At 63.0% G+C, this 25,789-nt stretch carries 27 protein-coding genes; 10 read left to right on the top strand and 17 right to left on the bottom strand.

Annotation, left to right across the window (positions count from 1 at the left end; genetic code table 11):
• The 4 genes from Q7V20_RS17320 to Q7V20_RS17305 all read left to right on the top strand — a co-directional run.
• On the top strand, positions 1-194 hold a 194-nt coding region (locus tag Q7V20_RS17320), incomplete at its 5' end, for a C40 family peptidase (protein ID WP_304794008.1).
• A gap of 82 nt (positions 195-276) precedes the next feature.
• Positions 277-1,404, top strand: coding sequence for a GTP 3',8-cyclase MoaA (gene moaA / locus Q7V20_RS17315; protein WP_304794006.1), 1,128 nt, complete (start codon positions 277-279; stop codon positions 1,402-1,404).
• A complete protein-coding gene (mobA, locus tag Q7V20_RS17310; RefSeq protein WP_304794003.1) occupies positions 1,397-2,026 on the top strand; it encodes a molybdenum cofactor guanylyltransferase MobA in 630 nt (209 codons plus the stop codon). The genes moaA and mobA overlap by 8 nt, the downstream gene beginning before the upstream one ends.
• Complete coding sequence (locus Q7V20_RS17305) at positions 2,013-2,561, top strand: GNAT family N-acetyltransferase (RefSeq protein ID WP_304794000.1); 549 nt, start codon at positions 2,013-2,015, stop codon at positions 2,559-2,561. The genes mobA and Q7V20_RS17305 overlap by 14 nt, the downstream gene beginning before the upstream one ends.
• A gap of 7 nt (positions 2,562-2,568) precedes the next feature.
• On the opposite strand, the gene rnhA is transcribed toward Q7V20_RS17305, so the two are convergent.
• The gene (rnhA, locus tag Q7V20_RS17300; RefSeq protein ID WP_304793997.1) at positions 2,569-3,018 is read right to left on the bottom strand and encodes a ribonuclease HI; all 450 of its coding nucleotides are present in this window, start codon (positions 3,016-3,018) and stop codon (positions 2,569-2,571) included.
• Positions 3,011-3,838, bottom strand: coding sequence for a class I SAM-dependent methyltransferase (locus Q7V20_RS17295; protein WP_304793995.1), 828 nt, complete (start codon positions 3,836-3,838; stop codon positions 3,011-3,013). Before Q7V20_RS17295 ends, rnhA begins: the two co-directional genes overlap by 8 nt.
• Between Q7V20_RS17295 and gloB the strand changes: the two genes are divergently transcribed.
• Positions 3,837-4,622 (top strand): hydroxyacylglutathione hydrolase, encoded by a 786-nt coding sequence (gene gloB, locus Q7V20_RS17290; protein ID WP_304793991.1) that lies wholly within the window; start codon positions 3,837-3,839, stop codon positions 4,620-4,622. The two genes, Q7V20_RS17295 and gloB, sit on opposite strands and share 2 nt — an antisense overlap.
• Complete coding sequence (locus tag Q7V20_RS17285; protein ID WP_304793989.1) at positions 4,619-6,274, top strand: transglycosylase SLT domain-containing protein; 1,656 nt, start codon at positions 4,619-4,621, stop codon at positions 6,272-6,274. The genes gloB and Q7V20_RS17285 overlap by 4 nt, the downstream gene beginning before the upstream one ends.
• Before the next feature lie 27 nt (positions 6,275-6,301).
• On the opposite strand, the gene Q7V20_RS17280 is transcribed toward Q7V20_RS17285, so the two are convergent.
• The 4 genes from Q7V20_RS17280 to dnaX all read right to left on the bottom strand — a co-directional run bounded on the left by Q7V20_RS17280 (position 6,302) and on the right by dnaX (position 9,600).
• On the bottom strand, positions 6,302-6,697 hold the full coding sequence (locus Q7V20_RS17280) for an MAPEG family protein (RefSeq protein ID WP_304793987.1): 396 nt from the start codon (positions 6,695-6,697) through the stop codon (positions 6,302-6,304).
• Positions 6,698-6,754: 57 nt separating this feature from the next.
• Entirely contained in the window at positions 6,755-7,342 is a 588-nt protein-coding gene (recR, locus tag Q7V20_RS17275) for a recombination mediator RecR (protein ID WP_304793984.1), read from the bottom strand.
• A 16-nt stretch (positions 7,343-7,358) separates the two neighbouring features.
• Entirely contained in the window at positions 7,359-7,685 is a 327-nt protein-coding gene (locus Q7V20_RS17270; protein WP_230180824.1) for a YbaB/EbfC family nucleoid-associated protein, read from the bottom strand.
• A gap of 64 nt (positions 7,686-7,749) precedes the next feature.
• The gene (gene dnaX / locus Q7V20_RS17265) at positions 7,750-9,600 is read right to left on the bottom strand and encodes a DNA polymerase III subunit gamma/tau (protein WP_304793980.1); all 1,851 of its coding nucleotides are present in this window, start codon (positions 9,598-9,600) and stop codon (positions 7,750-7,752) included.
• A 285-nt stretch (positions 9,601-9,885) separates the two neighbouring features.
• On the opposite strand from dnaX, the gene Q7V20_RS17260 reads away from it, so the two are divergent.
• On the top strand, positions 9,886-11,259 hold the full coding sequence (locus Q7V20_RS17260) for a DEAD/DEAH box helicase (RefSeq protein WP_304793977.1): 1,374 nt from the start codon (positions 9,886-9,888) through the stop codon (positions 11,257-11,259).
• Between the two features lie 69 nt (positions 11,260-11,328).
• Here Q7V20_RS17260 and Q7V20_RS17255 read toward each other — a convergent pair whose 3' ends face one another.
• From Q7V20_RS17255 to yaaA, 3 genes are all read right to left on the bottom strand, one after another.
• Positions 11,329-11,526, bottom strand: coding sequence for a hypothetical protein (locus Q7V20_RS17255; protein ID WP_304793974.1), 198 nt, complete (start codon positions 11,524-11,526; stop codon positions 11,329-11,331).
• Positions 11,527-11,659: 133 nt separating this feature from the next.
• The gene (locus Q7V20_RS17250) at positions 11,660-12,496 is read right to left on the bottom strand and encodes a 2OG-Fe(II) oxygenase (protein WP_304793971.1); all 837 of its coding nucleotides are present in this window, start codon (positions 12,494-12,496) and stop codon (positions 11,660-11,662) included.
• A 23-nt stretch (positions 12,497-12,519) separates the two neighbouring features.
• A complete protein-coding gene (gene yaaA, locus Q7V20_RS17245) occupies positions 12,520-13,296 on the bottom strand; it encodes a peroxide stress protein YaaA (RefSeq protein WP_304794017.1) in 777 nt (258 codons plus the stop codon).
• Between the two features lie 104 nt (positions 13,297-13,400).
• Here yaaA and Q7V20_RS17240 point away from each other — a divergent pair, with 104 nt between their 5' ends.
• The gene (locus Q7V20_RS17240; RefSeq protein ID WP_304793968.1) at positions 13,401-13,940 is read left to right on the top strand and encodes a gamma carbonic anhydrase family protein; all 540 of its coding nucleotides are present in this window, start codon (positions 13,401-13,403) and stop codon (positions 13,938-13,940) included.
• Between the two features lie 5 nt (positions 13,941-13,945).
• Positions 13,946-14,935, top strand: coding sequence for an Hsp33 family molecular chaperone HslO (locus tag Q7V20_RS17235; protein WP_304793965.1), 990 nt, complete (start codon positions 13,946-13,948; stop codon positions 14,933-14,935).
• Positions 14,936-14,947: 12 nt separating this feature from the next.
• Here the strand turns inward: Q7V20_RS17235 and Q7V20_RS17230 are convergent, their stop codons facing one another.
• The 7 genes from Q7V20_RS17230 to Q7V20_RS17200 form a co-directional block, all read right to left on the bottom strand.
• Positions 14,948-15,613, bottom strand: coding sequence for an ATP-binding protein (locus Q7V20_RS17230; RefSeq protein WP_304793962.1), 666 nt, complete (start codon positions 15,611-15,613; stop codon positions 14,948-14,950).
• Positions 15,585-16,244 (bottom strand): nicotinamide riboside transporter PnuC, encoded by a 660-nt coding sequence (gene pnuC / locus Q7V20_RS17225; protein ID WP_304793958.1) that lies wholly within the window; start codon positions 16,242-16,244, stop codon positions 15,585-15,587. Before pnuC ends, Q7V20_RS17230 begins: the two co-directional genes overlap by 29 nt.
• On the bottom strand, positions 16,244-16,573 hold the full coding sequence (ftsB, locus tag Q7V20_RS17220; RefSeq protein WP_304793955.1) for a cell division protein FtsB: 330 nt from the start codon (positions 16,571-16,573) through the stop codon (positions 16,244-16,246). The genes pnuC and ftsB overlap by 1 nt, the downstream gene beginning before the upstream one ends.
• Before the next feature lie 62 nt (positions 16,574-16,635).
• Complete coding sequence (gene eno / locus Q7V20_RS17215; RefSeq protein ID WP_304793952.1) at positions 16,636-17,919, bottom strand: phosphopyruvate hydratase; 1,284 nt, start codon at positions 17,917-17,919, stop codon at positions 16,636-16,638.
• A gap of 33 nt (positions 17,920-17,952) precedes the next feature.
• A complete protein-coding gene (kdsA, locus tag Q7V20_RS17210; protein ID WP_304793948.1) occupies positions 17,953-18,807 on the bottom strand; it encodes a 3-deoxy-8-phosphooctulonate synthase in 855 nt (284 codons plus the stop codon).
• Positions 18,804-20,462 carry a CTP synthase gene (locus Q7V20_RS17205; protein ID WP_304794014.1) on the bottom strand — a complete coding sequence of 553 codons (1,659 nt, stop codon included), beginning with the start codon at positions 20,460-20,462 and terminating at the stop codon, positions 18,804-18,806. Before Q7V20_RS17205 ends, kdsA begins: the two co-directional genes overlap by 4 nt.
• Before the next feature lie 106 nt (positions 20,463-20,568).
• Entirely contained in the window at positions 20,569-21,378 is an 810-nt protein-coding gene (locus tag Q7V20_RS17200) for a methyltransferase domain-containing protein (RefSeq protein ID WP_304793945.1), read from the bottom strand.
• Here Q7V20_RS17200 and Q7V20_RS17195 point away from each other — a divergent pair.
• The gene (locus tag Q7V20_RS17195; protein ID WP_304793942.1) at positions 21,362-21,676 is read left to right on the top strand and encodes a DUF2322 family protein; all 315 of its coding nucleotides are present in this window, start codon (positions 21,362-21,364) and stop codon (positions 21,674-21,676) included. The two genes, Q7V20_RS17200 and Q7V20_RS17195, sit on opposite strands and share 17 nt — an antisense overlap.
• 26 nt (positions 21,677-21,702) lie before the next feature.
• On the opposite strand, the gene purL is transcribed toward Q7V20_RS17195, so the two are convergent.
• Positions 21,703-25,722, bottom strand: a complete 4,020-nt coding sequence (gene purL / locus Q7V20_RS17190) for a phosphoribosylformylglycinamidine synthase (protein ID WP_304794011.1) — start codon at positions 25,720-25,722, stop codon at positions 21,703-21,705.
• Between the last annotated feature and the right edge of the window lie 67 nt (positions 25,723-25,789).

Below are 25,789 nucleotides of genomic sequence, written 5' to 3'. Positions count from 1 at the left end.
TGGTGTTCTTCAACACCTTGCGCCACACTTTTTCGCACGTGGGCATTTACATCGGCGACAACAAGTTCATCCACTCGCCCCGCGCTGGTGGTGAGGTTCGGGTGGAAGACATGCGTTTGTCTTACTGGCAAAAGCGCTTTGACGGCGCCCGCCGCGCCCCCAAGGTCGAGGCTGCAGCCCCCGCCACGCCCTGATCGCGCCAACAACCTGACATCCCCCCGGGTCTCGTGGTGAAGGCGCCGCCAACAGCGCCCCCGCTGTCGCACAATGGCGGCCATGAGTGAGTCCACGCTGGTCCCCCTGCAACGCTTGCGAGAGCAACTGCGGGCGCCTCGAACCAGCCCCATCCTTCCCCTTCAAGGGCCTCAATCGGCCACGCGCGAGCCCATCGACAGGCTGGGCCGCCCCCTGCGCGACCTGCGCATCTCGGTGACCGACCGCTGCAACTTCCGCTGCGGCTACTGCATGCCCCGCGATGTGTTCGGCAGCGATCACCCTTTCCTGCCGCAGCCGCAATTGCTGTCCTTTGAAGAGATCACGCGCACCGCCCGCATCTTTCTGGGGCTGGGCGTGCGCAAGCTGCGCCTGACGGGCGGCGAGCCTTTGCTGCGCCGACACCTGGAGCGCCTGGTGGAACAACTGGCGCAATTGCGCACGCTGGATGGCCAGGCGCCCGAGCTGACCCTGACCACCAACGGCTCCATCCTGGCCCGCAAGGCGCAGGCTTTGAGAGACGCGGGCCTGCACCGCCTCACTGTGAGCCTGGACGCCTTGGACGACGCCGTGTTCAAGCGCATGAACGATGCCGACTTCCCGGTGGCCGATGTGCTCACCGGCATTGAAGCCGCCCAGGCTGCCGGACTGGGCCCGATCAAAGTCAACATGGTGGTGCAGCGCGGCGTGAACGACGATCAGATCCTGCCCATGGCCCGCTATTTCCGGGGCACGGGCATTGAGCTGCGCTTCATCGAGTTCATGGACGTGGGCAACACCAACGCCTGGCAGATGGATCAGGTGCTGCCGTCCAGCCAGGTGCGCCAGCGCATCCACGAGCAGTTTCCCTTGCAAGCCGCGGCCAGCCAACGCGCTGGTGAAACAGCAGAGCGTTGGTCTTATGCCGATGGCCAAGGCTCGGTGGGCTTCATCTCCAGCGTCACCAAGGCATTTTGCGGCGATTGCAACCGCCTGCGCCTGTCCACCGATGGGCAACTGTTCACCTGCCTGTTCGCCAGCCGGGGGCACGACCTGCGCACCTTGCTGCGCGCGGACCAGGGCCATTCAGATGGCGACATCGCCGCCGGCCTGAGGCACCTGTGGTCTCAGCGCGAAGACCAATACTCGCAACTGCGAGCCCAAGGCGTGGCGCCCGAGCACCGCATCGAGATGAGCTACATCGGTGGCTGAGCACCTGCCGCAGTCCGAGGTGACCGGCTGGCTGCTGGCGGGTGGTGAAGGCAGGCGCATGGGTGGTGCCAACAAAGGCCTGCAGCCCTACCAGGGCCAGACTTTGGCAAGCTGGGTGATCCGCGCCTTGCTGGCCCAGGTGGGCACCTTGCACATCAACGCCAACCGCGATCTGGTGCGCTATGCGACATTGCTTGAAAACGCGGCACCGGCCAAGGGCCAGGTCTGGCCAGACTCGCCGGACATCAACGCATCCCTCGGCCCCTTGGCTGGCATCCTGACCGGGCTGCGCCAGGTGGCGACACCGTGGTTGATGGTGGCCGCCTGTGACACGCCCGCCCTGCCCTCCACGCTGGTCCATCATCTGCACCAACAGGCCCTGGCACACCACGCCGACATCGCCGTGCCGGTGACCTGCGATGCCAACGGCGAAACCCGCCACCACTGGACCTGCGCCCTGATCCACGCCCGCACCCGCGCATCGCTGGAGGCCGCCTTGGCCCAGGGCGAGCGCCGCGTCGGCCAGTGGATCAAGTCGAATGACTGGATCGGCGTATCCTTCGACGACCCTGCAGCTTTCATCAACATCAATACACCGGAGACACTGCATGGAACCGTCTGAACCATCCAGCGTCCGAATAGCCCGCATCGGGCCGGCTGATCTGAGCGCCTACAAGTCCTTGCGCGATGAAGGCCTGCGCCTGCACATTGATGCCTTCGACAACGACATCGAAAGCGAGCATGCGCGCCCACCCGAGGGCTACATCGGCAGGCTCGGCCTGAACGACACCCTGGGTGGCACGTTTTTGCTGGGTGCCTGGCACGGCCGCAAACTGGTGGGCACCATCGGGCTGGAGCGCCAATCTCTGCAGAAGCTGCGGCACAGCGCCGAACTGAACAGCATGATGGTCAGCCCCTCGCACATGGGCGAAGGCCTGGGCGACCTGCTCATGACCGCCTGCCTCACCGAGGCTCGCAAGGCCATCGGGCTGGAGCAGATCACCTTGCGCGTCAGCACCTCCAGCACGGCCGCCATCCGCCTGTACGAGCGCGCGGGCTTCCAGGCCTGCGGCGTCGTGCCCCATGTGATCAAGCTGATCGACGGGCCGGGGCAGGTCCGCTATTTCGACAAGCTGACCATGGTCATGATCCTGTAAGCCAGGCTCACATCACGGCTTCGGCCGCGCCCCGGTTGGCCAGGCCATCGGCGCGCTCATTGCCCGGGTCGCCCGCGTGGCCCTTCACCCAACGCCAGTCCACCTGGTGCTCGGCAGCGGCCAACTCCAGCTTCTGCCACAGGTCGGCGTTCTTCACCGGCTTGTTGTCCGCCGTCTTCCAGCCCTTGCGCTTCCAGCCCGTGATCCACTCGGTGATGCCTTTGCGCACGTACTGGCTGTCGGTGTAGATGATGACCGAGCAGCGGCGCTTGAGCGCCGTCAAGGCCTGGATCACCGCCATCAGTTCCATGCGGTTGTTGGTGGTCAGGGTCTCACCGCCCCACAGCTCTTTTTGATGCGGGCCGCTCACCATCCAAACGCCCCAGCCGCCTGGCCCTGGGTTGCCTTTGCACGCACCGTCGGTGTAGACCACCACGGGCTGTTCCGTCTCACTCATCCTTGTCCTTGTTGAAAATGGTTTGTCGTTGCTGGCGGCTGCTGGTCACGGCGGCGGGTGCTGCGGCGGGGTGTGGCACGCGCGCCTTGCGCACCTTGCCGACCATCCGCATGCCCCGCGCCCGCTTCACAGCCACCACGAAGTAAACGGCCCCCAGCACCGGCCACCAGCGGTCACCCGCGCGATCCATCCATTCCAGGCGATTCCACCATGTTTCGCTGCTGATCATGGGGCGGTAGCAGCCAAAACTGCCCGCCTCCACCTCCAGGTCCAGCAGGCGCAGCCAATCTCGCAAACGCCAGTAGGCGATGAACTCGCCCTGCGGAAGCACCGTGGCCCGATCAACCCCCCAGGTGCCCATGCGTTGCCACAAGCCCCAGAAGCTGGCCGGGTTGAACCCGGCAATCACCACGCGCCCTTCGGGCACCAGCACGCGCTCGACCTCGCGCAAGGTGTGGTGAGGATCGCGCGCCAGCTCCAAAGCGTGCGGCAACACCACCAGATCCAGGCTGTTGCTCGGGAAAGGCAGCGCCTCGAAATCACAGCGCAAGCTCAAGGGCGCGCCCTGGTCCAGCGTCACAGGCCCTTTCTCGGTGGGTGGGGTCCAGCCCTGGTAGGCTGTGTCCAGGGCCAACCAGCGGTGGGGCATGCGGTTCGTGCGCAACCCATCCAGTTCCGGCAAGCCCAATTGCATGGCGTGAAAACCAAAAACGTCGGCCACCAGCCGGTCGATCTGGCATTGCTCCCACTCCAGCAAAGCCTGGCCTGGCGGCAAGGCCAGCCAGGGGTGCAACTCTATAATCGGCGCGACTTTAGTCATGAATCTGCTTGCCCTACCCGCCTTCACTGACAACTACATCTGGATGCTTCACGATGGCCAAAAAGCCCTCGTCGTGGATCCGGGAGACTCGACGCCTGTGCTGCAGGCCATGCAAAGCCTGGGCCTTGAACTGGCGCTCATTCTAGTGACCCATCGCCACCTGGACCATGTGGGCGGCCTGGCAGCCTTGCGGCCCCACCTGAAGGGCCCGGTCTACGGCCCCACCAACTCCGACATCGATGGCGTGGACATCAAGGTGGGCGAAGGCGTTTACATAGATTTTCAAGGCACAAGGGTTGACGTGTGGGATACCCCCGGCCACACTGCAGACCACATCACCTATTTGGTGCGTTCCGACCTCACTCAACCCGGCCAGCCGCCCTTGCTGTTTTGCGGCGACACCCTTTTCAGCGCTGGATGTGGCCGCCTTTACGACGGCACGGCCGAACAACTGTTCCACGCCCTGAGTCGATTCAGCACCTTGCCCGGCAACACCACCGTGTGCTGCACCCACGAATACACCCTGGATAACCTGCGTTTTGCCCGAGCTGTGGAACCGCAAAACACCGACACTGTGGCCTACGAACTCGATTGCCTGAACTTGAGGCAACGTGGCAAGCCGACTTTGCCGACCACGATCGCCACCGAGATGACGATCAACCCATTCATGCGCTGCGCCCAACCTCAGGTGATCGCCAGCGCCCAGCAACATGGCGCCCAAAGCAGCTCCGGCTCGGCGGTGTTCACCGCCCTGCGCCAATGGAAGAACGATTTCAAAGCATGAGCATCAAGCCCTCCCTTCGCCCCGTCGCCCTGTGCGCTGCCTTTCTGAGCGCCCTGCTGTTCTCGGGCTGCTCCAGCCTGGACACATTCGTCAACCACTCAAGTGATCAAGACGGTTCCACCAAACTGGCCGCAGCCACCACCGCCTCGGCCATGGCCGCTGTGGCACCACCCGCCTCCACGGCCAAGGTGCAGGCCGCACCAGCCGCCGCCGCTTTGCAAGACGATGTCCGCGAGGCCGTGGGCACCCCGACCGATCCGCTGCGCCCAGACACCACGCTCAACCTGGACGATCTGAACGCCAACCAGGACCTGTGGGTCCGCGTTCGACGTGGTTTCGGATTGCCTGAGCTGGACATGGCCCTGGTCGGCGACCACGAGCGTTGGTACAGCAGCCGCCCCGACTACGTGCAGCGCATGACTGAACGCTCCAGCCGCTACCTCTTCCATGTGCTTGAAGAGATCGAACGCCGCCAGATGCCCACCGAGCTGGCCCTGCTGCCCTTCATCGAAAGCGCCTTCAACCCGCAAGCCATGTCATCGGCCCGGGCCTCGGGCATCTGGCAGTTCATGCCTGCCACGGGCAAGGATTTCAGGCTCAAGCAAAACGTGTTTCGCGATGATCGCCGCGACGTGCTGGCCTCCACCCGCGCCGCACTTGACTACCTGCAGCGCCTGAACCGCCAGTTTGGCGATTGGCACCTGGCATTGGCCGCCTACAACTGGGGCGAAGGCAATGTGCAAAGGGCCATCAACCGCAACATCAAGGCCGGCCTGCCCACCGACTACCTCAGCCTGAACATGCCCGCCGAGACGCGCCACTACGTGCCCAAGCTGCACGCTGTGCGCAACATCGTGCTGAGCCCCGACAGCTTCGGCCTGACCCTGACACCCATCGAGAACCACCCCTACTTTGTGAGCGTGCCCATCCAGCGCGACATGGACGTGGCTCTGGCTGCCAAGCTGGCGGGCTTGTCCACCGATGAGTTCAAGACCCTCAACCCATCGATGAACAAGCCGGTGATCCTGGCGGCCGGTACACCCCAGGTGCTCTTGCCCTACGACAACGCCAGCCAGTTCGTGCACAAGCTCAGCCAGCACAAGGGCCTGCTGGCCACCTGGACAGCCTGGACGGTGCCACGCACCATGCGCCCGGCAGATGCGGCCAAGCAGGTCGGCATGAGCGAGTCCACGCTGCGCGACATCAACCGCATTCCGCCCAAGATGCTGGTCAAGGCCGGCTCGACCCTGCTGGTGCCCCGCAGCCAGCACCGTGAACAAGACGTGTCTGAAGCCGTGGCCGACAACGCCATGATGGCCCTGGCCCCCGACCTGCCACCCCTGCGCCGCCTGACCTTGCGCGCCGGCAAGGGTGATTCGGTGGCCAGCCTGGCCCGTCGCTACCGGGTATCAGCAGCGCAAGTGGCCCAATGGAATCGGGTCTCAGCCTCGTCCAAGTTCAAACGCGGCCAAAGCGTGGTGGTTTATGTGCCCAAGGGCAAGAAGGTGCAGAAAAACGCGCGCACCGTGGCGCGCTCGTCCAGCAAAGCCACGGTCAAGGTGGCCAGCGCATCCCGCACAGGCAACCGTGTGGTGAAAGGCCGCGCGGCACCTAACCGCGCCAACAAAGTGCGGGTGGCCAGCGCTCGCTGACCTCCGCGCACCTCAAAGCCTTCGTTTTCAGGCCGCCATCATCAGCAATGCGATGTTGGTGGCCAGGCCCGCCGTCCACACCAGGGTGCGCAGCGAGCCCAGGTTGGCCAGGTACATGGCCGTGTAGACCACGCGGATGCCAATGTAGGCCAGGGCCAGCATGTCGATGCGCGCCTGATCGGCCTGGGCCATCTGGGCAAAGATCACCGCCGCCGCAAACAGTGGCAAGCCTTCAAAACCATTGATCTGCGCGGCGTTGGCACGTTGGTGCCAGCCCGTCAGCTTGCCCGCCCATTCGCGCGGGTTGTTGTTGTCGTAGCCACCGTTTTTACGGCCCAGGCGAATCGTGCCGGCCTTGGCCAGGCCCACGGTCATCACCGGCAGCATGAAAGCGGCCAACACTGTCCATTTGGCAATCGTCATCAAAATCTCCTCGGTCTCTCGGACCCATGTCTGTTTTGGAACTGCACGCCCCAGGGATCAACGTCGATCCATGAACGCGTGCGCAATGGTACCCAGGTCCACGTACTCCAGCTCACTTCCAACAGGCACGCCCCGCGCCAGGCGTGTCACTTTCAAGCCACGCTGGCGCAAGGCATCGCCAATGACGTGGGCCGTGGCCTCGCCTTCGGCGTTGAAATTGGTGGCCAGGATCACCTCGGTGACCAAGCCGTCGACCGCGCGTTGCAGCAAGGCCGTCAACCCGATGTCGTGCACGCCGATGCCGTCCAGCGGGCTGAGCCGCCCCAGCAGCACGAAGTACAAACCGTGGTAACTGCCCGTGCGCTCAAAGGTGGCCTGGTCGGCCGGGCTTTCGACCACGCACAGCAGGCTTTGATCTCGCGATTCGTCCTGGCAGACATCGCACACCGGCGCGCGGCTGAAAGTGTGGCACCGCTCGCAATGCCCGATCTCATCGATGGACGCCGCCAGCGCGTGCGACAGCTTCATGGCCCCGACGCGGTCATGCTGCAGCAGGTGAAACGCCATGCGCTGAGCCGATTTCTGCCCTACGCCGGGCAGGCAGCGAAGCGCATCGATCAGAACCTCTAAAGCCGGATCGGCCATGTTGTCGTCGCAGCGCTCAGAACGGCAGTTTCATGCCGGGAGGCATGGGCATGCCGGCGGTCAGCTTGCCCATCTTTTCCTGCGAGGTGGCTTCGGCGCGACGCACCGCGTCGTTGAAAGCAGCGGCCACCAGGTCTTCCAGCATGTCCTTGTCATCGGCCAGCAGGCTGGGATCGATGGTGACGCGCTTGACGTCGTTCTTGCAGGTCATCAGCACTTTGACCAGGCCGGCGCCAGATTGGCCTTCAACCTCGATCAAGCCCAGTTCGTCCTGGGCTTTCTTCAGGTTGTCCTGCATTTGCTGGGCTTGTTTCATCAAGCCGGCGAGTTGTCCTTTGAGCATGAGGATTCCTTCTTGTCTAACGCTAACGCAAACCGCGATTGTCGCCCGGAACGCAGGCTTCGGCTCACACGGGGCGGATGGACCCGGCCACGATGCGGGCACCAGGATACTGGGCCAAGGCCGAGATCACCAGGGGATCGCGCTGGATCAGATCCTCCGCCGCGCGCTGGCGGCGTTCTCGGGCGGCCTGGTCACGCTGAGCTGGGGTGTTGACCGCCGCGCCGCCTTCCAACTCGATCACGGCAGTGTGCTCTAGCAACTGCGACAAAGCCTGGGCCAAACGCTCACGGTGCATATCGCCCCGCAGGCTTTCGCGCTCGACGCGCAAGCGCCAACGGCTGCCCCCACCCTCTTCCATGCTGGCCACACACTGGGCCTGCATGGCCAACTCGCGGACCAGGGCCGTGATGCTGTTGCGCGCGGCCATTTGCGCCACCAATTGCGCCCAGCGGTCTGACAAGGGATCGTCGGGCAAGGCGGCGAGCACAGGCTGCGCGGCAGGCGCAGGTGGCTCGGCCAAGGCTGGGGCTTCCGCGGGCGCCGAGTCCGGTTCTGCATTGCCCGCCTCATAAGCCTGATCGGGTAGAACCTCCCACGGAGGAATGCCTTGAGATACCTCAGGCGCCCGCGCTGGCGCAGGCTTGGGCGCCACCGCCACGGGCTGGGTGACGGGCGGCGCAGTGGCAGCCCTGGCCGTTTGCACGACCGCCTGAACAGCCCTTTGCACAGCTGGCTCGGGGGCCGGCCTGTTGGCGGCGCCCGAGCCCTCAGCTTTTGGGCTGGGCGTTGCCCGGTCCCCCACGTGTTGTCCGGCCTGTGCGGGCTTGAACGCCAGCAAACGCAGCAGCAGCATCAGCAGGCCGCTGTACTCATCCGGCGCCAAGGCCAGTTCAGCCCGCCCTTGCAAGGCCAGGCTGTAAAACAACTGGGTTTCATCCGGCGCCAGCATGCGGGCCAAGGACTGCCACAGGGCCGCGTCAGGGTCCGAGGCATCGGCCGCCTGCGGCACTGCCTGGATCACTGCCATGCGTTGCAAGGCCGTGGCCAGCTCTTCCAAGGTGCCCGAGGCCGACAGCCCCAGCTCGCGCAAGGTGTCGACCGCCGCCACCAAACCAGCGCCATCACCGGCAGACACCGATTCAATGATCTTCTGAATGTGCTGCCGATCGACCGCACCCAGCATCTGACGAACATTGGTTTCAAGCAATGCCCCACCGCCAAAAGCGATGGCCTGATCGGTCAGCGACAGGGCGTCGCGCATGGAACCACGGGCGGCCCTGGCCAGCAAGCTCAAGGCACCCGGTTCAGCACTGATCGCCTCGGACGCCATCACCTGCTGCAAGTGGTCCTGCACGGTCTGCATGGCCATCGGGCGCAAATTGAACTGCAGGCAACGCGACAGCACGGTCACCGGCACCTTCTGCGGATCGGTCGTGGCCAACACGAACTTCAAATAATCAGGCGGCTCCTCCAGCGTCTTCAACATGGCGTTGAAGGCGTGGTTGGTCAGCATGTGCACTTCGTCGATCATGTAGACCTTGAAGCGCCCCACCACGGGCTTGTAGACCGACTGATCCAGCAGCTGAGAGATCTCTTCAACCCCTCGGTTGGACGCCGCATCAAGCTCGACGTAATCCACGAAGCGGCCCGAATCGATGTCGCGGCAAGGCTGGCATTGGCCGCAGGGATGCGCGGTGATGCCCCCGGTGCCATCCAGCCCCACGCAATTGAGCGATTTGGCCAGGATGCGCGACACCGTGGTTTTACCGACGCCCCGCGTTCCGGTGAACAAATAGGCGTGGTGCAAGCGCTGCTGGGTGAGCGCATTGCTCAAAGCCTGAACCACATGCCCTTGGCCCACCATGGCCTCGAAACTGTGTGGACGGTATTTACGGGCAAGAACCATTGAACTCATCGCGCGATTTTACCGGCCCCCAAGTGTCATATTTCGGAGCATGCGGCCCAGTTTGCAGCCAGCTGGGTACAAGTTGGCCCCAATTCATCATCAGAGCACCCCTAAGATTTGGGACAGGCTATGCAATATTCACGCTACGCCCTACAATTTAACGTTGGTGAATCTGAGCAACCTTTACTTACATGTCATCATGTCAGGTTGCCCACGCACCACCGGTTGACTCGTCTATTCCAGGCCCGGAAAAAACGAGTGCAGTCGCCGTATAACCTTTCTTGGGCCTGTTTTATGTCGTTTGAATCATTGGGGTTGGCAGAACCGTTGCTGAAAGCAATCGCCGAAGCTGGCTACACCATCCCAACACCCATCCAGGCACAGGCTATTCCAGCCGTGCTCAGTGGTGGTGACTTGCTGGCTGGCGCGCAAACCGGAACGGGCAAAACCGCCGGTTTCACCTTGCCCTTGCTGCACAAATTGGCCGTCAACCCGGCACCTCAAGGTGCCCGTCGTCACATCCGTGCTCTGATCCTGACCCCAACCCGCGAACTTGCGGCCCAGGTCGAAGAAAGTGTGCGCGTTTATGGCAAGTACCTGCCATTGCGTTCCATGGTCATGTTTGGCGGGGTCGGCATGAATCCGCAGATCGACGCCTTGCGCCGTGGCGTTGACATCCTGGTGGCCACCCCTGGCCGCCTGCTTGATCACCATCAGCAAGGCACGCTGGACTTGAGCCACGTCGAGTATTTCGTGCTGGACGAGGCCGATCGCATGCTGGACATGGGTTTCATCCATGACATCCGCCGCGTGCTGGCCATCGTGCCACCCAAGAAGCAAAGCCTGCTGTTTTCGGCCACCTTCTCGGACGAGATCAAGGCGCTGGCCGATCGCCTGCTCAACGCCCCGCAGATGATCGAAGTGGCCCGCCGCAACACGACGGCCGAGACCATCTCGCAAAAGATCCACCCGGTCGATCGCGATCAAAAGAAAGAGTTGCTGACGCACCTCATCAAGTCACAAAACTGGCACCAGGTGCTGGTGTTCACGCGCATGAAGCATGGCGCCAATCGCCTGGTCGAGTACCTGGAAAAGCAAGGCATCACGGCCATGGCCATCCATGGCAACAAGAGCCAGAGCGCCCGCACACGCGCTTTGGCCGAGTTCAAGTCCGGTGATTTGCAGGTGCTGGTGGCCACGGACATCGCGGCACGCGGCATCGACATCGACCAGTTGCCGCACGTCATCAACTACGAGTTGCCCAATGTGGCCGAAGACTACGTGCACCGCATTGGCCGCACCGGCCGTGCTGGCGCCGAAGGCGAAGCCATTTCGTTGGTGTGCGTGGACGAGGAAGGCTTCCTGGCCGACATCGAGAAGCTGATCAAACGGCCCATTGACCGCGAAGTGGTGCAGGGCTTCGAACCCGATCCCAATGCCAAGGCCGAGCCCATCCAACTGGGTCGTCGCACCTTGCACGGCGCACCCGGCGGCGGCCGTGGCGGCTCCAGTGGTGGTGGCCGTCCTGGTGGCGGCGGTGGTGGCGGCCGTGCTGCGCCCCGCACCGGTTCATCGCGTGGTGGTGATTCACGCGGCGGCAATGGCGACAAGCGTGGCGGTGGTGGCCATCGCGGTGCGGCGCCGGTGGCGCGTGACCGCACGCGCTGATCCAGTCGCATTTGGTTTGAACAACAAAAAACCCGGCATGGCCGGGTTTTTTGTTGGGCTTGACGCGAATTACTTCGAGGCAGCGGGCGCAGCAGCGGAAGCAGCTTCAGCCTTGGGAGCAGCCTTCTTCTTGACATGGGCCTTGGCCTTCTTGGCGGGCTTGGAAGCAGCCGCCGAAGCTTCAGGGGCGGCAGCAGGAGCAGCGTCAGCGGCGAATGCGCCCACGGCGAACATCGAAGCGATCAAAGCGGCGATCAGTTTCTTCATGAAAAACTCCAAAGGATTTGAATAAGGTTGGTCTTCAGATTCAAAAGGCCCGAATCTGTAGGTGATCAACGCGAGCCGAAATACCCCGGTTGACAGACCCTTCATGAATTTTCAAAAAATTCATGAACACGCGTCATTCAAAACGCTGTTCACGCAGCCATTTGGTGGCCACCCATTTCTCACCCGCCAACACAGGGGCGCCACCATGCAGCGTTTGAGTCATCGGGTGTGGCAAGGCATAACTGAAAAACACCGCATTGCCCGCCACGGCGCTGACCTGGAAACCCACATCCGGGAATATGGTGGCGCCACCTGCGGCCGGGGTATTGAGGTAGGTGACCAAGGTGGCCACGCGCTGCCCTCCCCGGCGCAAAACCGCTGGCGTGCCTGATTGCATTGGATCGAAGTAATCGTAGTGCGGCTTGTACTCGGCCCCAGGCCCGTAACGCAAGATCTGCAGCCCCTCGCCGCGCTCCACCGGCCAGTTCAACAAAGCTGCCATGCGCGCCTCCACGCGCGCGCACAATTCGTTCTCAGCCCGTGCGAAGAACATGCCCTGGCTGGTGCGTGCCACGTTGACTTCACTGGCACCCGTGGCGTTGACCACGGTTTCCGAGCGGGCCAGCCGAGGTTGAGCCAACTCGATCATCTCCTGGCACTCTTGCGGCGACAGCAAACCGCCCAGCACCAGCACCCGGGGGTGCGCCATGCTGACCAGCACCATCACCTCACGGTCATGCGCCCACACGGTCGTGGCGCCCTCATTCATCACAACCTCGGGCAGAAGGCGGCTGGCCTCGATCAAGGGCAAGGCTTGAGCTTTCAAGGTATTTTCAAGAGCCGCCAACGCAATGCTTTCGGTCCAGCCACTGGCCTTCATGGCACCGAGCACCGACGCCGAACTGTGCCCCGCCGAGACCTGCTCGATGATCCATTGGCGCAGCTCCGGTGTGATGACCTGCTCTGGCATGCCGCCCTCTCTGGTCAATCCGATCAAGATTCCAATCGGCGCCTGAAGACCAGGCGGTCAGGCTCGGAGGCGTCTTCCGCGTAGGCATAGCCTTCGGCGGCGAACCCGCGCAAGTCCTTCAGGGTCTTGGCCCGGTGGACGATGGCGTGGCGGGCCATCAGGCCACGTGCGCGCTTGGCGTGAAAGCTGATGACCTTCCACTTCCCTGACTTCCAATCCTCGAACACGCATTCCACCACCCTGCCCGTGAGCGCCTTGCGTTTGACGGCCTTGAAATACTCTTGCGACGCCAGGTTGATGATGAGATTGTCGGGCTGTGGTGCCAGGCGTTCGTTCAAATGCAGGGCCAGGGTGTCGCCCCACCAGGCGTACAGATCCTTGCCGCGCGGGTTGGCCAGCTTGGTGCTCATTTCCAGCCGGTAAGGCTGCATCCAATCCAAGGGCCGAAGCACGCCGTACAGACCGCTCAACATGGCCACATGCTCTTGCGCCCAGTCCAGGTCAGCCTGCTTGAGGCTGGGTGCATCCAGCCCACCATAGACATCACCGTTGAATGCCAGGATCGCCTGTTTGCTGTTGCGGGCGGTGAACTTGGGGCGCCAAGCCCCGAAGCGGGCCACATTGAGCGTGGACAAGGCATCGCTCAAATCCATCAGGGAGGCGATTTGCGCGGGCGTGTAGGGACGCAGCACCTCAATCAATTGCGCGGCCTCCTTGGCAAACACCGGCAAGGTGTGTTGGTCGGTGGTGGGAGCGGTCTCGAAATCGAGGCTTTTGGCGGGGGACAGCAGGATCAGCATGTTGGTGTGGTTGGCGGGCATGAAACCCATGACTCAGGGCATGATAAATCGACTGCGCGCACCGGCGCCCTAGAATAGGGGCACCTCGTCCCCACATTGAGCCCATGGCCCTTTACAGCATCAAGGACAAGTGTCCGCAAACCCACCCTTCCGCCTATGTCGCCGAATCGGCCGACGTGATCGGTGAGGTGCACCTGGCCGAAGGCAGCAGCGTGTGGTCACAGGCCACCTTGCGGGGAGACGACGAGCCGATCCGCATCGGCGCGCGCTCGAACGTGCAGGAATCGTCCGTGCTGCACACCGACATCGGCTTTGCGCTGACCGTCGGCACCGACGTGACGATCGGCCACCAGGTGATGCTGCACGGCTGCACGATCGGCGACGGCGCCTTGATCGGCATCCAGGCCGTGGTGCTCAATGGCGCGGTCATTGGCAAGAGATGCCTGGTGGGGGCCGGTGCCCTGGTCACCGAAGGCAAGGTCTTTGACACCGAAGGCATGCTGATCCTGGGCAGCCCCGCCAAGGTCGTGCGCCCCCTGACCGAGATGGAACTGGCCCGCATGAGCATCGGCACCGCCATGTATGTGCAAAAAGCGGGCGAGTTCAAAACCGACCTGGTGCGCATTGACGCCACCCAAGAATGAACGAGATGACGACGGAACTGCACAAATTTTTGTTCGATGGCTTGCCCGTGCGCGGGATGCTGGTTCGGCTGACCGACGCCTGGCAGGAAGTGCTGCGCCGCCGCGATGCCAGCGAAACCTTTGAAGAGCCGGTGCGCCAGTTGCTGGGCGAGATGGCCGCCGCGGGCGTGCTCATGCAGGCCAACATCAAGTTCAATGGCGCCGTGGTTTTGCAGATTTTTGGCGATGGCCCCGTGAAGGTGGCCGTGGCCGAGGTACAGCCCGACCTGGGCTTTCGCACCACCGCCAAGGTGGTGGGCGAGTTGCCCTCCACCGACTCCGGTCACCTGCCTCTGGACGTGATGGTGAATGTGGGCGGCGAAGGCCGCTGCGCCATCACGCTCGACCCGCAGAGCCGCATGCCCGGCCAGCAGCCTTACCAAGGCGTGGTGCCCTTGCATGGTGACCAGCGCGAGCCTTTGCTGCAATTGAGCGAGGTGCTGGAGCACTACATGCTGCAGTCCGAGCAACTGGACACCAAGCTGATCCTGGCAGCCAATGACAACATCGCTGCCGGCCTGCTGATCCAACGCTTGCCGATGGAGGGCACCGGCAACCTGGCCGGTGCGCAGCGCTCGGACGAAGACGAGATCGGCCTGAACGAGGCGTACAACCGCATCGCCTACCTCGCCGCCACCTTGACGCGTGAAGAACTGTTGACCCTGGATGCTGACACCATCCTGCGCCGCCTTTTCTGGGAAGAAGACATCATCCGCTTCGACCCGATGAAGGGCCTGGAAGGGCCGCACTTTGCCTGCACCTGCTCACGCGAGCGGGTGTCCACCATGTTGCGCAACCTGGGCCGCGAAGAGGTTGAAAGCATCCTGACCGAACAAGCCCAGATCGACGTGGGTTGCGAGTTCTGCGGGGAGCATTACCGGTTTGACGCCGTGGATGCCGCGGAACTGTTCACCGAGACGACCGACCATCCGCCGGGCTCCACCAGCTTGCAGTGATGGGCAGCAGCGTCAGGCGCGGGGCAGCCAGTGCTGCTCTTCGCAGTCGCCGTCATCGCATTTTTCGCACACCCAGCGCCAACGGGGGCGGCCAGCGTTGTCCTGGGCCCGCTGGGCGGCACTCAAGGCCTGCCTGACCGCCAGCAAGGCCTGATCCTGGCGGTGCGCGCCCTGCCCCGCCACCACGGAAAACGCCAATCTGGCGCTCACCAGGTGCTGCCGGATCAGGCTGTCCACCGGTTCACGGACGTGCGCGCCGTCGCGCTGCAGGCCGTCAGCCTGCCAAGGCAAGTCCAGTGCGGTCAAGAAGGTCAGGTCGGCCAGAGCATGATCACTCAAGGCTTGCGGGTAGAGGCCTTGGTCGTTGAACAGATGATCGCTGTACACCGCCGTCATCAAAGCGGTTGTGTCGGCCACCACCACATCGTGCGTCTGCGCGGCTTGAACGATGCGCAAGGTTTGCTCCTGGGCAATGCCAACCTGCTCATGCGGGTAAGGTGTGCGGCCCCGGTCATCGCAAAACTCGCGCAAGACCTCGGGCACCATGACAGCATTCATGCCGTCGGCCTGCAAGGCCTGGGTCAAGCCAACGGCCAGGGTGGTTTTGCCCGTGCTTTCAGCGCCCACAATGGCAATGACAACGCCCCGCTCAGCCACGTTGAGGCACTGGCACGACATGGCGCCGCCATTGCTGCCAGCCCGCCACCGACAGCACAGCGAACAAGCCATACAGGATGACCGTGAGCCACAAACCCTTCTGGCCAAACAGAACCATGCTCACGAGGTTGACCACCAGCCAGGTCGACCAGTTCTCGATGTACTTGCGACCCAACAACCACTGTCCCAGCAAGCTGGCCGCGGTGGGCAGGGCATCCAGGTAAGGCACGTCGGAGTCGGTGGCATGGTCCAGGAGCAAACCCAACACGGGCCACATGAGCAAGGTCACCGCCAGCGCCCACTGGCGGCCACGGCGGCCCAAGGCTTGTGGCCTCAAGGAGGCGTTGGATTCATCACGCCCCCACAGCCACTGCCACCAGCCCCAGCACGACAAGGCCACGAAAACCAGTTGCAAGGTGGCCTCGCCATACAGCTTGCTGCGCGCGAACAGCACGCCATAGAGCAAGGAGCTGACGATGGCCAAAGGCCAGCCCCAAGGATTGACGCGCAGGTTGAACAGCACCATGGCCAAGGACAACATGAAGGCCCAGACCTCCAACTGCGAAACGGGCACACCCCAGGCGGTGAACAGTGGCGCCAACCACGGATCAGCCCAGGCGAACAGGTCGGACAGCGGCGTGTTGTTGAGCATCAAGGCGCGGCAGCAGAGGCCTCGCCAGCGTTGGCTGATGCAGAAGCTGGCGGCTGCTTGGTGGTGGTCAGCTGCACGTAGATCTCGTCAGGCTTGATCATGCCCAGCTCGGTGCGGGCCTTTTCTTCGACCATCTCCAGGCCTTCCTGGAGGTCTCGGACCTCGGCCACCAGTTGCTCGTTGACGGCCTGCGCCTGGTCATTGAGCTTTTGCTGGTGCTGCACCTGGGCACGCAAAGACATGACGCGCGGCACACCACCCTTGCCGAACCAGAGTTCGGCATGCACCACGGCCAGAAGGGCCAGGAGGACGATGGTAGCGACGCGCATGGGACTGGATTATCAATCAGGATCGAATGCAAAACGAGGCCCTGGGGCCTCGTTTGCTTGGATCAGCGCAGGTTGTAGAACGCGCTGCGGCCGGGGTACACGGCCACGCCACCCAGGTCCTCTTCGATGCGCAGCAGCTGGTTGTACTTGCTGATGCGGTCGGAGCGGCTCATCGAACCGGTCTTGATCTGGCCCGCGTTCAAACCCACCGCGATGTCGGCGATGGTGTTGTCTTCGGTTTCACCCGAGCGGTGGCTGATGACGGCGGTGTAGCCCGCGCGCTTGGCCATCTCGATGGCAGCGAAGGTTTCGGTCAGCGTGCCGATCTGGTTGATCTTGATCAGGATCGAGTTGGCGATGTTCTTGTCGATGCCTTCTTTCAGGATCTTGGTGTTGGTGACGAACAGGTCGTCGCCCACCAACTGAACCTTCTTGCCCAGCACTTCGGTCAGGTGCTTCCAGCCGGCCCAGTCGCCTTCGGCCATGGCGTCTTCAATGCTGATGATGGGGTACTTGTCGCACCAGGTGGCCAGGATGCTGGTCCATTCTTCGGCTGTCAGGCTCAGGCCTTCGCCTTCGAGGTGGTACTTGCCATCCTTGTAGAACTCGCTGCCAGCGCAGTCCAGGCCCAGGGCGATCTGTTCACCGGCGATGAAACCAGCCTTGTCGATGGCTTCCAGGATCAACTGGATGGCGGCTTCATGGCTGGCCACGTTGGGCGCGAAACCACCCTCGTCGCCCACGGCGGTGCTCATGCCCTTGTCGTGGATGATTTTCTTCAGCGCGTGGAAGACTTCAGCACCATAGCGGATGGCTTCCTTGAAAGTGGGCGCGCCCACCGGCAGGATCATGAATTCCTGGATGTCCAGGTTGTTGTTGGCGTGCGCGCCACCGTTGATGACGTTCATCATCGGCACAGGCAGTTGCACGGCGCCCATGCCGCCGAAGTAGCGGTACAGCGGCAGGCCGGATTCTTCAGCGGCGGCGCGGGCCACGGCCATCGAAACCGCCAGCATCGCGTTGGCGCCCAGACGGCCCTTGTTCTCGGTGCCGTCCAGATCAATCAAGGTCTGGTCCAGAAAAGCTTGCTCGGAAGCATCCAGGCCCAACACAGCTTCGGCGATCTCGGTGTTGATGTGTTCAACAGCCTTGAGCACGCCCTTGCCCAGGTAGCGAGACTTGTCGCCATCGCGCAGTTCAATCGCTTCACGCGAACCAGTGGAGGCGCCAGAAGGCACGGCGGCGCGGCCCATGACGCCGCTTTCCAGCAGCACGTCGCATTCGACGGTGGGGTTTCCTCGGCTGTCGATGATTTCGCGGCCGATGATGTCAACGATGGCACTCATCCAGTGATCCTCAAAGCGGTTTGATGTTGATGATTAATTGAAATGGGTTTCCAGGAAACCGTTTTTCTTGGTGATGCGGTCCAACTCGACCAGGGTGGCGAGCAGCGCCTTCATGTGCTTGAGCGGCACGGCGTTGGGGCCGTCGCTCATGGCATGGGCTGGATCGGGGTGGGTCTCCATGAACAGACCGGAGATGCCCACCGCCACGGCCGCGCGCGCCAGCACGGGGACGAATTCACGTTGGCCGCCAGAGCTGGTGCCCTGCCCGCCCGGTAACTGCACCGAGTGGGTCGCGTCAAACACGATCGGGGCGTTGGTCTCGCGCATGATCGCCAGCGAACGCATGTCGGACACGAGGTTGTTGTAGCCGAAGCTGACACCACGCTCGCAGGCCATGAACACGTCGTCGGGCAGGCCCTTTTCGCGCGCGGCGGCACGGGCCTTGTCGATGACGTTCTTCATGTCGCCAGGGGCCAAAAACTGGCCCTTCTTGATGTTGGCGGGCTTGCCGCTCTGGGCCACGGCGCGGATGAAGTCCGTCTGGCGGCTCAAAAACGCAGGCGTCTGCAGCACATCGACGACCGAGGCCACCAAAGGCACTTCGGCCTCGGTGTGCACATCGGTCAGGATGGGCACGTTCAACTCGCGCTTGACCTTGGCCAGGATCTCAAGACCCTTTTCCATGCCCGGGCCACGGAAAGATGTGCCCGATGAGCGGTTGGCCTTGTCGTAGCTGGACTTGAAGATGAAGGGCACGCCCAACTCGAGGCAGATTTCCTTGAGGGTACCGGCGGTATCCATCTGAAGCTGTTCAGACTCGACCACGCACGGGCCGGCGATCAGGAAGAAGGGCTGGTCCAGGCCAACGTCGAATCCGCAGAGCTTCATGCTGTGCCTTTCTGAGCTTGATGGTGTTCAAGAGCGGCCTTGATGTAGCCGGTGAACAGTGGGTGGCCGTCCCACGGGGTCGACTTGAACTCGGGGTGGAACTGCACACCCACATACCAGGGATGAACCGATTTGGGCAACTCGACCATCTCGGTCAGCTTTTCGCGCTGCGTGATGGCGGAGATGATCAGCCCGGCTTCTTGCAAGCGGTCGAGGTAACGCTCGTTGGCCTCGTAGCGGTGGCGATGGCGTTCGGTCACCACGGGGCCGTAGATCTCGTGAGCGATGGTGCCGGGCTTGACATCCGAGCTTTGCGCGCCCAGGCGCATCGTGCCGCCCAGATCGGAAGAAGCATCACGCTTCTGCACGGTGCCATCGGCGTCCAGCCATTCGTCGATCAGAGCGATGACAGGGTGCGGACTGGCGGGGTCGAACTCGGTGCTGTTGGCGTTGGCCAAGCCCGCCTTGTGGCGCGCGTATTCGATCGTGGCGACCTGCATGCCCAGGCAGATGCCCAGGTAGGGCACGCCGTGTTCACGGGCGTACTGCGCCGCGATGATCTTGCCTTCGACGCCACGCTTGCCGAAGCCGCCGGGCACCAGGATGGCGTCGTACTTGGCCAGGGTGTCGGCCGTTTCTGACGTGAGTGTTTCGGAATCAACGTACTCGATGTTGACGCGGGCATGGTTGTGGATGCCAGCGTGGCGCAGCGCCTCGTTGAGCGACTTGTACGAGTCCGACAGGTCGGTGTACTTGCCGCACATGGCGATGGTGACATCGCTCTTGGGATGCTCGACTTCATGGACCAAGGTGTCCCAGCGAGACAGGTCAGCGGGCTTGGTGGTCAGTTGCAGCTTGGCGCAGATCAGGTCGTCCAGGCCCTGCTCGTGCAGCATGCGCGGCACCTTGTAGATGCTGTCGGCGTCCCACACCGAGATCACACCGGACTCTGGCACGTTGGTGAAGAGCGAGATCTTTTCGGCTTCATCGTGCGGGATGGCGCGGTCGGCACGGCACAGCAAGGCATCGGGCTGGATGCCGATTTCGCGCATTTTCTGCACGGTGTGCTGCGTGGGCTTGGTCTTCAACTCGCCGGCGGCGGCAATGAAGGGCACGTAGGTCAGATGCACGAAAGCGGTGTTGCCGGGGCCCATCTTCAGGCTCATCTGGCGCACGGCTTCCAGGAAGGGCAAGGATTCGATGTCACCCACGGTGCCGCCGATTTCCACGATGGCCACATCAACCGCGTCGGGCAGGCCAAAGCGCGCGCCCCTGCGGATGAAATCCTGGATCTCGTTGGTGATGTGAGGAATGACCTGGACAGTCTTGCCCAGATACTCGCCGCGCCGTTCTTTTTCAAGGACGCTTTTGTAGATCTGGCCCGCAGAAAAACTGTTGCTGCGCCTCATCCGGCTGGTGATGAAACGCTCGTAGTGGCCCAGGTCGAGGTCGGTTTCGGCCCCGTCGTCGGTCACGAACACCTCGCCATGCTGGAACGGCGACATGGTGCCCGGGTCCACGTTGATGTACGGGTCGAGCTTGATGAGGGTCACGGAGAGGCCGCGCGATTCGAGAATGGCGGCCAAAGATGCGGCTGAGATGCCCTTGCCTAGCGAGGACACCACACCGCCCGTGACGAAGACGAACTTGGTCATTGCGCTGTAGCGTTGGCTCATTACGCCAAACGCTGCGGTGGTAAAGCGGCATTATAGGCGCTGGTGAGAAGCACCTTCCGTGCTCACTGCTGCACGCCGCCCAAACTCAGCGCTTGCGCCCTTCAACCACCACGGCGTGCTCGGTCCGACTTTCGAATTCTATGGATCGGATGTCGGGGATACCGCTGTCAAAGGCGCCTTTGCTGGATGCCACGAAGCCCGTTTCATCCAGGATTTCAAGGAGTCTGGGGGTGTCGTACATGCATTTGTGCGGGAACTGAACAAAAGGGGCCAACCGCTTTTTAAGGGGGCTGGAACCCACGCCGAAAAGAACCCCCAGTTCTTCCAGCACGTTGTCCGCTTTGGTGCGGCCCTGGATGTACTCATCCACCACGTGCTTGAGGTCAGGCACGATGACGCGGATGATCCCGTTTGGCTTGAGCACGCGATGACATTCGCTCAGGAAGTGGCGACCTTCCTCTCGAGACAAATGCTCCAGGGTGTGCGACGTGTAGACCGCTTCAACACTGGCGTTTGCCCAAGGAAAGGGCTTGGTCAGGTCATGCAGGAAAATCTTGTCGTTCCACTGCATGTCAAACAGGCCCAATGGCTTGTTGATCAAACGGAACAGGGGGTTCTTCGCAAAGCGAGCACCCAATGCGTAGTCAACGTTGACCCACCCTTCTGGTACTTGAGACCCACAGCCCAGATTCAATTTCATAACAGCACACCCTTGATTATCAGCGCCAGCGCGTGGCTTGTATTGCTCGCAAAGTTTAACCGCCTGAAGCGCTTTGACATGGGAGGGGATAGCCCTTGCTTCGGGTAACCGTCGCCGTGGTTTTTTGCAAGAGAATGCGCCCGGCACTTCAATAACCCAGAACAATCTGAGCACCAACATGGCTTTCAGCGACAACCTCCAACAACTCCCACCCGTTTCTCACCTGGCGGGCTTGCAATTGATCGACGCTTCGGGCACCGTCGTGGCCACCATTGAAAACAAGCCGGGCCAGGCGGGCTCGCTGGCGGTCTACGCCTCGCTGGCCGATGCCTCAAGCATCATCGATGCCGATGCCGCGTCACGCGGCCTGGACATTTACGCCGAGCACACGGTGGATGCCAAAGACAACCCCGGCAAGCACCCCAACATCGACCGCCTGATGACCTTGATCGCCGAGGGCGGCCAATGGCAGGTCAAGCTGCTGCCAGCCTGACCTGATCCGACTGGAGCTGAGGCGCCTCAACCCACCCAGCGGCGGGCGTTCTGGAACAGGCGCAGCCAAGGGCTGTGCTCGGCCTTGTCACCGCTGGTCCAGCTCATTTGCACATTGCGGAACACGCGCTCGGGGTGCGGCATCATGGCCGTGAAGCGGCCGTCGGCCGTGGTCACCGCCGTCAGGCCACCGGGGCTGCCGTTCGGGTTGAAGGGATAGGCCTCGGTGGCCACGCCCTTGTTGTCCACGAAACGCAGCGCCTGCTTGACCTGCTGGGCATTGCCGCGCTGAGAGAAGTCCGCAAAGCCTTCACCGTGCGCCACGGCGATCGGCAAGCGGCTGCCCGCCATGCCCGCGAAGAACAGAGAGGGGCTTTCCAGCACTTCGACCTGGCTCAGGCGTGCCTCGAAGCGCGTGCTCTGGTTGTGCGTGAACTTGGGCCAGTCCTGCGCGCCGGGGATGATGGGGCTGAGGGCCGCCAGCATCTGGCAGCCATTGCAGATGCCCAGGGCAAAGGTGTCGGTGCGGCCAAAGAAGGTGGCGAACTGCTCGGCCAACAAGGCGTTGAACATGATCGAGCGGGCCCAGCCCTCGCCGGCACCCAGCGTGTCCCCGTAGCTGAAGCCACCGCAGGCGATGAAGCCCTTGAACTGGTCCAGGCGGGCGCGGCCAGCCTGCAGGTCGCTCATGTGCACATCGAAGGTGTCGAAGCCGCCCAGGTGCATGGCGTAGGCCATTTCCAGGTGGCTGTTGACGCCCTGCTCGCGCAGGATCGCGACCTTGGGACGCGACTGGTTGATGAAGGGCGCGGCCACGTTCACTGAAGGATCGAAGCTGAGCTTGACGTGCAAGCCCGGGTCGCTGGCCAGGCCCACACAGGCGTGTTCGCTGTCGGCGCAGACGGGGTTGTCGCGCAATTGAGCGATGCGCCAGCTGACCTCGTCCCAAGTCTTGTGCAGTTGTTCCAACGGGGCCGTGAACACGGTTTTGGCATCACGCCAGACCTCGACCACGCCCTTGTTGTTGGGCTTGCCGATGACGTGGCTGTGCTTGGACAGGCCATGCTCACGCAAGGTTTGCAGCACGGCGTCACGGTCGGCCGTGCGCACTTGCAACACCACGCCCAGTTCTTCGTTGAACAGGGCTTTCAAGGTCAGTTCGTTGCGGCGCTCGCCCACCTGGCCAGCCCAGTTCTTCGAGTCGCCCATGTCGGCACGGCTGTCACTGATGCCATCACCTTCGGTGACCAGCATGTCCACGTTCAGGCTGACGCCGGTGTGGCCCGCGAAGGCCATTTCGCAGGCCGTGGCCCACAGGCCGCCGTCGGCGCGGTCGTGGTAGGCCATCAGCTTGCCTTGTGCGCGCAAGGCGTTCACGGCGGACACCAGTTGCTTGAGCAATTCGGGGTTGTCGAGATCGGGCACAGTATTGCCAAACTGGTTAAGCACCTGCGACAGGATCGAGCCGCCCATGCGACCTTGGCCTTGCCCCAAATCAACCAGGATCAGCGAGGTGTCCAACGCCTGGCCGGCCTCGGTCGTGATCAGTTGTGGCGTGAGCGTGGGGCGCACGTCGGCGATGGACGCGAAGGCGGTCACGATCAGCGACACGGGCGCGGTGACTTGTTTGGTTTCGCCTTGCTCCGAAGACCAGCGGGTGCGCATCGACAAGGAGTCCTTGCCCACCGGGATCGACACGCCCAGCGCGGGGCACAGCTCCATGCCCACGGCGCGCACGGTCTCAAACAAAGCGGCGTCTTCACCGGCTTCACCGCAAGCGGCCATCCAGTTGGCGGACAGCTTGACTCGGCTCAACTCGATGGGTGCGGCCAGCAGGTTGGTGATGGCTTCAGCCACGGCCATGCGACCGGAGGCTGGCGCGTTGACAGAAGCCAGCGGCGTGCGCTCGCCCATGCTCATGGCCTCGCCCGCGAAACCCTTGAAGTCGGCCAGGGTGACGGCACAGTCGGCCACCGGCACTTGCCAGGGGCCAATCATCTGGTCGCGGTGGTTGAGGCCGCCCACGGTGCGGTCGCCAATCGTGATCAGGAAACGCTTGCTGGCCACGGTGGGGTGGCGCAGCACATCCAGGGCGACTTGGCTCAAGGCCACACCGGTGAGGCTGACATCGCCCGCGTCGCGCGTCACGCTCTTGACGTCGCGGTGCATCTTGGGCGGCTTGCCCAGCAGCACGTCCATGGGCATGTCGATGGGGCGATCAGCGTCGGGCTTGGCCAGTGACGTGTCTTCCAACACCAGTTGGCATTCTTCAGTCGTCACGCCCACGACGCCGAAGGGGCAACGCTCGCGCTCGCACATGGCGGTGAAAATGGGCAGGCTCTCAGGCGCGATGGCCAGAACGTAACGCTCCTGGCTTTCGTTGCACCAGATCTCTTTGGGGGCCAGGCCCGACTCTTCCAGCGGCACTTTGCTCAGGTCGAAACGCGCGCCCTTGCCTGCGCCGTCCACCAGCTCAGGGAAAGCGTTGGAAATACCGCCCGCGCCCACATCGTGGATGGCCAGGATGGGGTTGTTGGCGCCGAGGTGCCAGCAGTGGTTGATGACCTCTTGCGCCCGGCGCTGGATCTCGGGGTTGCCGCGCTGCACCGAATCGAAATCCAGATCGGCCGCATTGGTGCCCGCCGCCATGGAACTGGCTGCGCTGCCGCCCATGCCGATGCGCATGCCCGGGCCGCTCAACTGGATCAGCAAGGTGCCTGCGGGAAACTGCACCTTGTGCGTCTGCGTGGACGCGATCGTGCCCAGGCCGCCCGCGATCATGATGGGCTTGTGATAACCACGGCGGATGGCATCAGCGCCCGTGCCCACGGTCTGCTCGAAGACGCGGAAATAGCCCGCCAGGTTGGGCCGGCCGAACTCGTTGTTGAAGGCGGCGCCACCCAGGGGACCTTCGATCATGATCTGCAGGGGGCTGGCGATGTGCTCGGGCTTGCCGATGGGGTTCTGTTCCCAGGGTTCGTTGGTGCCGGGCAGGTGCAGGTTGGACACAGAAAACCCGGTCAACCCGGCCTTGGGCTTGGACCCACGGCCCGTGGCGCCTTCGTCGCGGATCTCGCCGCCCGCACCCGTTGAAGCGCCCGGGTATGGCGAAATCGCCGTGGGATGATTGTGGGTCTCGACCTTCATCAGCACGTGGGCCAACTCGGACGTGGCCTGGTACTGGGGCGCGTTGGTGTAGCCAGCGGGCATCCAGCGCTCGATCTGGTGGCCTTCCATCACCGAGGCGTTGTCGGAATAGGCCACCACCGTGTGCTGCGGGTTCAGCTTTTCGGTGTTGCGGATCATGCCGAACATCGACAAATCTTGCGCCTGCCCATCGATGGTGAACTGGGCATTGAAGATCTTGTGGCGGCAGTGCTCGCTGTTGGCCTGCGCGAACATCATCAGCTCAACGTCAGTCGGGTTTCGCTTCAAACCGGTGAAAGCATTGACCAGGTAGTCGATTTCATCATCCGACAAGGCCAGGCCAAAGGTCTTGTTGGCCGACTCCAGGGCGCCACGGCCCTGCCCCAGCACATCCACGTGCTCCATCGCCTGACCGGGTTTTTCGTCAAACAGGTGCCGCGCCTCATCGCGAGCCAGGGCCACGCTTTCGGTCATGCGGTCGTGCAGCAATGCCGCGGCCGCGCTCAACTCACTCGGCGTCAAAGGCTTGTTGCCACCGGTGATCGAACCCAGCAAACCAGCCTTGAGCGTCAGGCGGAACTCGGTCACGCGCTCGACCCGGCGAATCTTCAGGCCACAGTTGTGCGCAATGTCCGTCGCCTTGGAGGCCCAGGGCGACACGGTGCCCAAGCGGGGCATCACCACGATCAGATCGCCATCAGTGGGCCCCTGGTAGGGATCACCGTAGGTCAGCAAACCCGACAGGGTGTCCGATTCGCTCGCCGGCAGGCCGTGGTCAGCGGCCACCCAATGCACATGGCGGGCATGCACGCCGGTGATCTTGGGGTTGATGGCCTGCAGTTTGGGCAGCAAAGCCTGAACTTGGTGAGGGGCCAGGGCGTTGCCGCCCTCGAAATGCATCAGGTGGTGGGTGCGATCGGTCACGGCGTGGGGCCCCTTTCAGGGCTTTCGTTGGGCAGGCGTGCGA

Origin of the sequence: Aquabacterium sp., from assembly GCF_030652515.1 — a bacterium.
Lineage (GTDB): Bacteria > Pseudomonadota > Gammaproteobacteria > Burkholderiales > Burkholderiaceae_C > Aquabacterium.
Note: the sequence above shows the minus strand (reverse complement) of the source record. Positions and strands in the feature narration are given on the sequence as shown.